Origin of the sequence: Caballeronia zhejiangensis, from assembly GCF_000698575.1 — a bacterium.
GTDB classification, from domain to species: Bacteria; Pseudomonadota; Gammaproteobacteria; order Burkholderiales; family Burkholderiaceae; genus Caballeronia; species Caballeronia zhejiangensis.
In genome coordinates, this window is the sequence record NZ_JFHD01000040.1 from 16,430 (window position 1) to 26,278 (window position 9,849).

The following is a 9,849-nucleotide window of genomic DNA, read 5'->3' on the forward strand; positions in this document are numbered from 1 at the left end:
TCGAAAGTATGGTTCTAATATAGAACCACCTAACCAAGTTGGAGACCACCATGAAACGCAGCATCAAGGATCTGAACGCCAGCCTGCGCAATCAAGACCTGCGCCACGTCAACACCGGCGTTCGCGCACGCATCGAAGCATGGGTCATTCGCACGGTCGCAACGGCATTCAGCACCGAAGGCATTGCCCTGTTCGTCGCGGGCGTCGTGTTCGGCCTCGGCATAATCAAGCACTGAAACTGAAACCGGTCGGGAGCAAGGAAATGGCTAAGAAAATCAACATCATCAACGCATCCGTGAAGGCGCAAACCCTGTTCGCGCAGAAGGTGTATCACGGCCGCCGCATCGTCGATCTGCATGTGGCCGAAGGCAAGGCGCTCGACGTCGCGATTCGGTTGTTCTCTGAAGAATTGGAGGCGGACAACTTCGACGAGGCTTCCGTGGAACTGATCGCTCGTACCATTCGCGCGCAGATCGATCTGGCGAATCGGAGTGGCGCACGATGAAACTCGCTTTCGTTAAAACGACCAAGTTCGGCGGCTGGATCGCTGTGCAGAACGCAAACGGAGTGTGCGACGACGGTTTCGCGCGCGTCTACACCAACAAGCCGCAGACGCGCGAGGCGGACCCGACGCTGGAGAAGTTGGCCGCGCTGATGATCTCCGCGCCCGAGTTGGCCGACGCGCTCGCCGCGCTGACGAAAGCCGTCGAGCTTGACTGCCAAGCCAGCAGCGCCAGCGCCGAGCAGTTCGCGCCGTTGATCGAAGCCGCGCACGCCGCGCTCGCAAAGGCAGGAGCCTGAACCATGAGCAAGAACCTACTCCACAAGTCGAAGCTCGACGCCTTCAAGGCATGGCTCGACGAGAAGGGCATCGAACATCGGCCGGCGCGCGGCGAGTATCAGGTGCTTCAGATCAAGACCAAGAACGGCCAGTGGCAATGCGTGTTCGACCGCCTCGACGCGCCGGAGCACTACACCGTTGCATGGCCGCTTGAGCCGATCGTGCATCGCTTCATCCGCGACCGCCGCACCGCAACGCGCGCGAGCATCGCCGACACAGCGGGGGCGAAGCCGTGCGATATGGGCGTAGGTTGCGATGAGTCGGGGGTCTGTTTCGCCGAAGCCAATGGTGAGCCAGATCGCTGCTCGAAATTCGGTGTTAGCGAAACACAGAGGGTAGCAGCAGATTTATTCAATGCTCGTGAAGTCATCGCTGCGATGATTCTTGAGCATGAAGACGGCGGCTTGACTGACAGCGTAATTCAACGTGCGCGCGACATTGTCTACTCGCCGATCTCGATCGCCGCCGCTCCCGCGCCTTCGGTAGCCGATGCGAAGCCCTTGCCCTTCGACGGGCTGACCGAGGAATTCACCGAAGAGGTGGCTCGACTCGCTAACGATGGGCCGGGTATCCGGGAAGCCATTCAAGGCGCGCTCGCAAGTTGCAACGCCGTCGTAACGCCAGCCGACTCTGATTCGGTAGCCGATGCGGCGGGGGCGAGTGATAAGCCGCTGACGGACGCGCAGATCGAGGCCGGATGGCGTCAGACGTTCAGCACTGACAACCCGTATTGCCCCTGCAATCTCAAGAGCTTCACGAAGGCCGTGCGATGGGCCGAGCGCGCAAAGGAGCAGAAATGACCAAAGACGACTTCTTCGAATTGATTCAAGAGCACAAAGACTGCGGCGGTTATGTGCATCAAGACACGCTTGCCGAACGCCTCGCAGAATTGTTCGCAGCAGGCGCGAGTGAGGGGCAGGCGGACTTCGACGAATGGTTTGATCGTGAGTATCCGCTGGATGACCTCGGACGGCGATCGAAGTATCAGAGCACCAACGTGCTCGGCCTGATGCAGGCAGCGTGGAACGCACGAGACGCCGAGATCGCCGCGCTGCGCGAGCGGATCGCGGGGATGGAGAAGGATGCGGAGCGGTATCGGTGGCTGCGCGGAGAAGGGTTTGACCGCCCCGCGCATATGTGGGTTACGACGCTTCCGGCTGGCAAGCCTATCGTGCACTCCGATCTGGACGAGGCCGTCGACGCCGCTATTGCCAAGGAGAAGGAGAAGCAATCGTGACCGTCACTCTCGCCGACATCATTCGCGCACTCAATGCGCTGGAACTCGCACGCGCAGCACTCACGCATGGAGCATCGCCCGAGGCGCGCGGTGACGCACGCGGCGCATGCACTGCCGCAGTCATTGGCCTGAAGTCCGCGATCGACGCCGAACGCGTCAATGTCACAACCGCATAACCAAGGAGCACGCCATGCCCACGAACAACGATGAAACCATCCCGCACCCGCCCGCTTCGCTCGAAGAGAAGCAGAGCGCCATCGCGCAGTGGAATGCACTTGCAGACGAGCAGGACCGCGCCGCTGCGCTCGGCATCACGCACGCCTCCGTCGCCAAGTACAACGCGAGCCTGTATCGCCGCACCGCACGCTCTATCCAGCATGAGATCGACACCGGAACCGCCGTGTGTGTCTGCTGCTTCAAGCCGATCGGCCGAGGAAGCCTCGCCCACTAGGCGCATGACAGCGGCATAGCAATCCGCTAACTCCTTATAACCAAGTCCGCCCGCCCATCGCGGGCATTTTTCGGAGAAATCGATGAACGTACGTGGCCTCGCAGGCATCGTTCACCATCACACGCTCGACGAACTCGAACGCGTCAACGTGCTCGGCGCAGTCATCGGCGCTGTCGGCGGTGCGCTGTTCGTCGTCGGCTTCCTTGCAACTCTCGCGGCGTATCTCGGATGACAGCAGATCAACTCAAGGCGTGGCGCGAGAAGCATCGGCTGACGCAGGTTCAGGCGGCGGATGCGCTCGGCGTGGCGCTTATCACGATCAAGAATTGGGAGGCGGGTCGCAATGCTGTGAGCGGTCCTGCTGCGTATTTGTGCGCTGTCGCCGACAAGATCGGCGTTCCGGCGCTTGGCGACATCACACAGGGAGAGACGGCGTGAGCTACTCGGCATCAATTGCTTGTCCGGAGTGCAGTGGCGCGGGCGTCTATGCAAAGGCTGCTGTCCTGCCGGAGCCGCCCGACGTCACCTGCGCACGATGCAACGGCCGCGGAACCGTTCTCGACACCGTTGGCCAGCCCCGCATGCGCGTCAGTGATCCGGAGGATTTGGCCGTCATCCGCAGCCTGAGCCGCACGCTCGCGGCCGTGTGGGTCGAACTGACAGACGAGAAGTCGATTCCTTTCGGTCCCGGCGCAAGAGCGGCAATCGACAAGCGCCTGATCGACGCCGTGCGAACGCTCAAGCTCGAAGTGGAGTTACACCGCGCGGCGCAGGCCGCCATCGAGGACGACGCGCGCACGACCGAAGGTGAGTCTTTGCGGGAAACCGTGACAGCGCCCGCGTCTGTGTGGCACTACGAGAAGCCCAAGCACGGCGGCGGACCCAAGACGCTGCTGCTGACCATCGGCGGCATCGCGATCATTGGGAACTGGCGCGGCGAGCTCGGCGAAGCATTCGTTGCATGGGCTGCGCTTCCGAAGCGCGATAAGGCCGTTGAGCGCGCTGTGCTCGCGGCAAGCAAGGAGAAGAAGGCATGACCGGCGCAACACTTCGTATCACGCTGGACTTCGACAACTACAGCCAGAAGAGCGCAGCGTACGCGGTCAGGCTGTCTGATGCCGTTGTCAGCAAAATGAGGCCGGTCGACGTGTGCAGCGAGCCGGTCGCGGCGTATCTGTCCGGCGGCAACGCCGTGTCCGAAGCGCGCTATGTGCATGAAATCAAGGTGGACCGCGAACTCCTTGCGAAGATGATCGCCGAGCAGGTGACGTCCAAGCTGATGGAATACATGGAGTCGCGCGACCGCGAGAACGGATATCCGAAGGCGAGGCAGGCATGACCGAGCGCGAACAGTTTGAGAAGTGGGCGGGGGAACGGAAGTTCAACCTCGCGCGCTATGGCGAAGGCGAGTATGCGTTCCTCTCTACGTCGGAGGCATGGGACGCATGGCAGGCGTCGCGCGTCGCGCTCAATGCCGCAAAGCCAAAGCTCTGCACGATCTGCAACGGCTACGGCCGCTATCAGGACGGCCACAGCGGGCGCGAGTCGGACGGATACGCGCCGAACATCGTCGAGTGCGAATGTGCCGACGAAGAACGGTTGCAAGATCCGCTCGCTGTGCTCGGCGACATCGCCAAGCTAAAGCGCTACAACCCGAACCATCTGAAGCGCAAAGTGCCGTATCCGGTGCGGCACATGACCATCAACATGCCCGTCGAATTGTTCGCCCGCATCGACGCGGCCATTGCTCAAGCGGAGCCGTCATCATGTTCTTGAACATCAGGCTGTGGATATTCTTAAACGTCATGGCGCGCGCATACGCCACGCCACTCCCCGAGCCGAAGCCCGACAAGCCAAAGGAAAAGGATTGATTCACGAAAAGTTCGACGTCGAACGCGCAATCGAGTCCATCAAGCGCGCCTCGCACGCCAAACGCATGACCGCGCAGCTACAGCGCGACCTGTACGGCGACATCGCCCAGGTGATCGCGAATGCAACGGAAGGGCAAGTAAAGCTGCAACTGCCCGGCAACATCATCATCGTGCGCGAGCCCGCCGCGCAACTCAGGAAAGCCGGATAGCATTTCGTGCGGTTTGGTGCGGCACAGTATCATTGCGACAACGCCAAACCGCATGACATCCGAATGAACGCAGTCGCCGACAACGCCTCCCTTGAGGATCTGCGCACGAAGCTCGCAGATCCCATGTGGAGGCTTTGTTCTGGCAAGCTCTACAAGATCATCACGAAGGGCAGCGACGATCCGAACGATCCGGGCCTTGTCGTCCCTTTCAAGCCGAACAGGGCGCAGCAGCGCCTTATCAAACGGCTATGGCACCGCAATCTGATCCTCAAGGCCCGCCAGTTGGGCTTTACGACGCTCATCGCGATCATGTGGCTGGATCACGCGCTGTTCAACCCGAACAGCCGGTGCGGCATCATCGCGCAGGACCGCGAGACGGCGGAATCCCTGTTCCGCGACAAGGTGAAGTTCGCCTACGACAACCTGCCCGATGTGCTGCGCGAGGCGATGCCGCTCACAAGCTGCAACAAAAGCGAGATCGTGTTCGCGCACAACAACTCGTCGATGCGCGTCGCGACGTCCGTGCGCGGCGGCACCATTCACCGCCTGCACGTTTCTGAGTTCGGCAAGATCGCCGCGAAATACCCTGACAAGGCGAAGGAAGTCATGACAGGTTCTATTCCCGCCGTCCCGATCAACGGCATTCTGGTCATTGAGAGCACGGCAGAAGGGCGCGAAGGCGAGTTCTTCGACCTGTGCCAAGTCGCCGAGAAGCAGCAGCAGGCGAAGAAAGTCCTGAGCAAGCGCGACTATCGCTTCCACTTCTTTCCGTGGTGGGGCCAGGACGAGTATGTGATGGATCCGGCCGGCGTGCCGATGACGCCGCGCGACATCGAGTACTTCGAGAAGATTGAGTCGCAGATCGGCCGCACGCTCACGCCCGAGCAGCGCGCTTGGTATGTCGGCACGCGCAACGCCGACTTCCCGAACAACGAAGAACGGATGTGGCAGGAATACCCGTCCACGCCGACCGAAGCGTTCCAGAAGTCGACGGAAGGCTGCTACTTCACCAAGCAATTCGTCGCGGCCCGCAAAGCCGGGCGCATCACGAAGGTTCCGCACGTTCAAGGCGTGCCGGTCGACACCTTTTGGGACATCGGCAAGAGCGATGGCACGGCGATATGGCTTATGCAACGCATCGGCCTGCAGCATCGATTCATCGGCTTCATCGAAGGGTGGGACGAGACGTACTCCTACTTCGTGCGCGAGCTCGACAAGCTCGGCTACGTCTATGGCACCGACTATCTTCCGCACGACGCCGGCCATGAGCGCATGGCAGAGGACGAAGACAGCGCCATGACGCCGGCGCAATCGCTCGAAAGGCTCGGCCGCAAGCGCGTCGAAGTGCTGCAGCGCATTCCGGAGAAGCAATTCAGCATTCAGGCTGCGCGAGACATTTTCAACACCTGCTGGTTCGACGAAGAGGCGTGCGGGCTCGGCCTCGCGCACCTTGAGAGCTATCGCAAGGAGTGGAATACCCGACTGGCAACGTGGTCGGACACGCCGCGACACGACATCCATTCGGAAGCGGCCGACGCATTCCAGCAGTTCGCAATCAAATACGAATACAGCCCGCCGGGTCAATCTGGCGGATGGAAACGCAAGAAAGGCAACTGGAGAACAGCATGAGCGAAAACCGACCATTCCTTGACCTGACCCGCAATCGCTTCGTCAAGCACAGCGGCGAATTCACCCTGTACGGAACGTGGTGCAACTCGACGGACGGCGACACCGAGCCGTGCTTGGTCATCCTGCCGCGATTCCGGCGCATTGGTGCGAAACCGTGCTGTATCGCACTATCGAGCGCTTTCAAATACAATGACGCGCGTTATCTGGTCCGAATTTCGGACCATTTCTTGCGCGAAATGGGAATGGAGCCGGGGCTGACCGCGACGCACAAGCTCGCGAACCTCATCCATGACCACCTGCAAGACCTGATCGAAATGCCGCCGGAGCCGACTGAAGCCGTCGTTGTGGGCGAGGCGCACGTCGACACTGGCGAAGGGCGCCGCAAGATCGAGTTCATCGACCATCAGCAGGCCCGTCTGTAAGCCCAAGGAGCTAGGATGTTTGAGAACGAGCGGGTACACACCGATAGTCCCGTCGACCGCATGGATCTCGGCGACGACGCGCCGGCAGAGCAGCCGGACAACCCGCTCGACTCGCCCGAAATGGACGATCTGCACACCCGCCTCATGGGTTTCTACGTGCAGGAACTCGACCGTCAAGGCGAGAACCGATTTCAGCAAGCCGTCGAAGAGGACTATTTCGACAACATCCAGTGGACAGAGGAAGAGGCACGCGTCCTGAAGGATCGCGGGCAAGCGCCGCTCGTCTACAACGTCATCGCGACCAGCGTGAACTGGATCATCGGCAGCGAGAAGCGCGGCCGGACTGACTTCAACGTCCTCCCGCGCAACAAAGAGGAAGGCAAGTCGGCCGAACTCAAGACGAAACTGCTGAAATACTTGAGCGACGTGAACCGCACGCAGTTTCACCGCTCGCGCGCGTTCGAAGATGCGGTCAAGGTCGGTATCGGCTGGCTTGAGGATGGTGCGCAAGACGACGACGACGGCGAAACCGTCTATTCGCGCTACGAGTCGTGGCGCAATATGCTGTGGGACTCGGCATCGATCGAGTATGACCTGTCCGACGCGCGCTACGTGTTCCGCGTGAAGTGGACCGACATCGATATCGCGAAGGCGTACTTCCCGAAGCGCACGGAAAAGATCACGAACGCCGTCACGACGGGCTCGCGCTATGGCGGTGCGCTCGGCGAGGACATCGGCGACGACGCGATGGACAGCGCCGAATACGATCGGCAGGAGCATGGCTACTCTCGCACGCTCGTTTCGAACCTGCGCGATCGCGTGCGCCTGATCGAGTGCTGGTATCGCACGCCGATGCCCGTCCAACGGCTCTACAGCGACAAATACCGTGGCGAGGTCTACGACGAAAGCCATCCGGGCCACGTCGAGGACGTATCGAGCGGTCGCGGCGTGCTGATCGACCGGATCTCGATGCGCGTGCGCTGCGCAATCTTCACGTCCGCCGGCCTGCTGTGGGAGGGCGCGAGCCCGTATCGGCACAACCGATTCCCGTTCACGCCTGTTTGGGGCTACAAGCGCGGCCGCGATGGCCTGCCGTACGGCGTCATCCGCTACATGCGCGACATTCAGGACGACATCAACAAGCGGGCATCGAAGGCGCTGCACATCCTGTCGACGAACAAGGTCATCATGGATGAAGGCGCAGTCGAGGACATGGACGAGTTCATTGACGAAGTGAGCCGTCCGGATGCCGTGATCGTCAAGAAGCAGGGCAAGAGCATCGAATTGAACGTCGATCGCGAGCTCGCGCCCGCGCACCTGGAGTTGCTCTCGCGCAATATCCAGATGGTGCAGCAAATCGGCGGCGTCACCGACGAACTCATGGGCCGCTCGACCAACGCCGTGTCCGGCGTCGCGATTCAGGCGCGGCAAGAGCAGGGCAGCGTATCGACGAACAAGCTCTTCGACAATCTGCGCCTTGCGGTGCAGATCCAAGGCGAGACGCAGCTATCGCTGATCGAACAGTTCTTCACGGAACAGAAGGATTTCCGCATCACGAACATGCGCGGCACGCCCGACTTCGTGAGCGTGAACGACGGACTGCCCGAGAATGACATCGTGCGCACGAAGGCCGACTTCGTTATTTCGGAATCGGACTGGCGCGCGTCGATGCGTGCGGCCGCCGCCGAGCAACTTAGCGAGTTGATCGCGAAGATGCCGCCGCAAATCGGACTCGTCCTGCTGGACCTGCTGGTCGAATCGATGGATCTGCCGAACCGCGACGCGATCGTCGACCGCATTCGTCAGGTCAACGGCCAATCGGACCCGGATGCGACGGAACCGGACCCGAAGCAAGCCGCGCAGCAAGCGGCGCAGCAGAAGGCGCAGGATCAACAGGACCGCATGACCGAGGCGGAAATTGCCGAGAAGCAGGCGCGCGCGGACAAGCTGGCCGCCGACACCGCCAAGGTGCAGAGCGCGACCATTCTCGACAAGGTGAATGCTTCGCTCGCGGCCGAGCAAGCCGCGGAGATCGCAATCGTCGCGCCGGCAACGGCGATGGTCGCGGACAATATTCTGAAGGAGGCAGGGTGGAGCGCGCCCGGTGCCGGGATCATCCCGCAGCAGAGCGCACAACCGCCGATGCCGCCGCAGATGCCGCCACAGCAACCCGGCGGCGCAGCAATGGTGCCAAATGGTGCGGCACCAAACGATGTTAATCAACTTCAAGGACTGCCACAGCAATGAACATCAACGACGGATTGACTGACGAAGAGCGCGCGGCGCTCGCTCTCGACGACAACGGGGACGAGATCGATGGATCGGGCGACGGTAGTGGTGCTGGTGACGGGGGATCTGACGCCGGGGACGCGGGAACTGCTGCGGGCGCTGGCGAAGGTGGCGACGGTGGAGCCGGTGCTGGCGATGCCGGAGCAAATGCCGATGCCGCGGCTGCAGGCGGTGCCGATGGAGCCGCTGCCGGTGGAGCGGGCGACGATGCTGGTGGATCTGGTGCGGGCGCAGGTGACGGCGCGGGTGAAGGAGCGGGCGCAAGTGGCGAACAGCCGCGCCCTGCGTTCGTTGCCGAGGCGCCGGCAGACGCGGACGCGAGGCTGAAGGAGATCGCCGACAAGAAGGGCGAACTGCGCAAACAGTACGACGACGGCGATATCACGTTCGACGAGTTCGAAGAGGCGCGCGACTCGCTCGGCAAGCAGGAACGCGAGATCGAACGCGCGCTCGACAAGGCCGCGATCGCCGCGGACATGGCGCAGCAGCAGGCCAAGAACGATTGGAATAGCGCCGTCGGCTCGTTCCTGAAGGCGAACACGCAGTACAAGGAAGGCTCGGTCCTGTATCGCGCGCTCGACATGGAAGTGAAGCGCGTCGCGAATGAGAATCCGCGCCTGTCGTACAACGAGATCTTGGCGAAGGCGCACGAAGGCATCGTCGCGGAGTTCGGCGCACCGGCCGGCAAGACCGAGCAGGCGAAGGAAGAGACGAAGCCGGGCGTGAAGAAGCCTGTTCTTCCGCCTACGTTGCGCAACGTGCCGAGCGCGGAGCATGCGGACACCAGCGGCAACAAGTATGCAGCGCTCGACCGCCTTGCCGAGACGGACCCGATGGCATACGAAGAGCAGCTTGCGCGCATGTCGAAGGCCGAGCGCGACGCCTACTGCGCGCAATAAG

The 9,849-nt window shown here is 61.8% G+C and carries 17 protein-coding genes; all 17 read left to right on the forward strand.

The annotated features are described in order from the left end of the window. The first annotated feature begins 50 nt into the window (after window positions 1-50). The 17 genes from BG60_RS30560 (at window position 51) to BG60_RS30635 (ending at window position 9,848) form a co-directional block, all read left to right on the forward strand. The gene (locus tag BG60_RS30560) at window positions 51-236 is read left to right on the forward strand and encodes a hypothetical protein (RefSeq protein WP_034473787.1); all 186 of its coding nucleotides are present in this window, start codon (window positions 51-53) and stop codon (window positions 234-236) included. A gap of 26 nt (window positions 237-262) precedes the next feature. Continuing rightward, the gene (locus tag BG60_RS30565; protein ID WP_034473789.1) at window positions 263-505 is read left to right on the forward strand and encodes a hypothetical protein; all 243 of its coding nucleotides are present in this window, start codon (window positions 263-265) and stop codon (window positions 503-505) included. Further along, entirely contained in the window at window positions 502-801 is a 300-nt protein-coding gene (locus BG60_RS30570; protein WP_034473790.1) for a hypothetical protein, read from the forward strand. The genes BG60_RS30565 and BG60_RS30570 overlap by 4 nt, the downstream gene beginning before the upstream one ends. A gap of 3 nt (window positions 802-804) precedes the next feature. Continuing rightward, on the forward strand, window positions 805-1,641 hold the full coding sequence (locus BG60_RS36480) for a hypothetical protein (protein ID WP_051996732.1): 837 nt from the start codon (window positions 805-807) through the stop codon (window positions 1,639-1,641). Continuing rightward, on the forward strand, window positions 1,638-2,078 hold the full coding sequence (locus tag BG60_RS30580; protein ID WP_034473792.1) for a hypothetical protein: 441 nt from the start codon (window positions 1,638-1,640) through the stop codon (window positions 2,076-2,078). The genes BG60_RS36480 and BG60_RS30580 overlap by 4 nt, the downstream gene beginning before the upstream one ends. After that, window positions 2,075-2,254, forward strand: coding sequence for a hypothetical protein (locus BG60_RS30585; protein ID WP_034473793.1), 180 nt, complete (start codon window positions 2,075-2,077; stop codon window positions 2,252-2,254). Before BG60_RS30580 ends, BG60_RS30585 begins: the two co-directional genes overlap by 4 nt. Window positions 2,255-2,268: 14 nt before the next feature. Continuing rightward, the gene (locus BG60_RS30590) at window positions 2,269-2,529 is read left to right on the forward strand and encodes a hypothetical protein (RefSeq protein ID WP_034473794.1); all 261 of its coding nucleotides are present in this window, start codon (window positions 2,269-2,271) and stop codon (window positions 2,527-2,529) included. 82 nt (window positions 2,530-2,611) lie between these two features. Next, a complete protein-coding gene (locus BG60_RS38840) occupies window positions 2,612-2,761 on the forward strand; it encodes a hypothetical protein (protein WP_160172922.1) in 150 nt (49 codons plus the stop codon). Further along, window positions 2,758-2,967 carry a helix-turn-helix domain-containing protein gene (locus BG60_RS30595; protein WP_034473795.1) on the forward strand — a complete coding sequence of 70 codons (210 nt, stop codon included), beginning with the start codon at window positions 2,758-2,760 and terminating at the stop codon, window positions 2,965-2,967. Before BG60_RS38840 ends, BG60_RS30595 begins: the two co-directional genes overlap by 4 nt. Next, a complete protein-coding gene (locus BG60_RS30600) occupies window positions 2,964-3,566 on the forward strand; it encodes a DnaJ-like cysteine-rich domain-containing protein (protein ID WP_152563244.1) in 603 nt (200 codons plus the stop codon). Before BG60_RS30595 ends, BG60_RS30600 begins: the two co-directional genes overlap by 4 nt. After that, window positions 3,563-3,868, forward strand: coding sequence for a hypothetical protein (locus BG60_RS30605; RefSeq protein WP_034473797.1), 306 nt, complete (start codon window positions 3,563-3,565; stop codon window positions 3,866-3,868). Before BG60_RS30600 ends, BG60_RS30605 begins: the two co-directional genes overlap by 4 nt. Further along, window positions 3,865-4,305: a phiTE_015 family protein gene (locus BG60_RS30610; RefSeq protein ID WP_034473798.1), complete on the forward strand. Its 441-nt coding sequence runs from the start codon at window positions 3,865-3,867 to the stop codon at window positions 4,303-4,305. The genes BG60_RS30605 and BG60_RS30610 overlap by 4 nt, the downstream gene beginning before the upstream one ends. 91 nt (window positions 4,306-4,396) lie before the next feature. Continuing rightward, complete coding sequence (locus tag BG60_RS30615; RefSeq protein WP_034473799.1) at window positions 4,397-4,609, forward strand: hypothetical protein; 213 nt, start codon at window positions 4,397-4,399, stop codon at window positions 4,607-4,609. A 63-nt stretch (window positions 4,610-4,672) separates the two neighbouring features. Further along, entirely contained in the window at window positions 4,673-6,238 is a 1,566-nt protein-coding gene (locus tag BG60_RS30620; RefSeq protein WP_034473800.1) for a terminase large subunit, read from the forward strand. Continuing rightward, on the forward strand, window positions 6,235-6,660 hold the full coding sequence (locus tag BG60_RS30625) for a hypothetical protein (RefSeq protein WP_034473860.1): 426 nt from the start codon (window positions 6,235-6,237) through the stop codon (window positions 6,658-6,660). The genes BG60_RS30620 and BG60_RS30625 overlap by 4 nt, the downstream gene beginning before the upstream one ends. Window positions 6,661-6,675: 15 nt before the next feature. After that, the gene (locus BG60_RS30630; protein ID WP_075583586.1) at window positions 6,676-8,907 is read left to right on the forward strand and encodes a portal protein; all 2,232 of its coding nucleotides are present in this window, start codon (window positions 6,676-6,678) and stop codon (window positions 8,905-8,907) included. Continuing rightward, window positions 8,904-9,848, forward strand: coding sequence for a hypothetical protein (locus BG60_RS30635; RefSeq protein ID WP_034473801.1), 945 nt, complete (start codon window positions 8,904-8,906; stop codon window positions 9,846-9,848). The genes BG60_RS30630 and BG60_RS30635 overlap by 4 nt, the downstream gene beginning before the upstream one ends. Window position 9,849 lies beyond the last annotated feature (1 nt).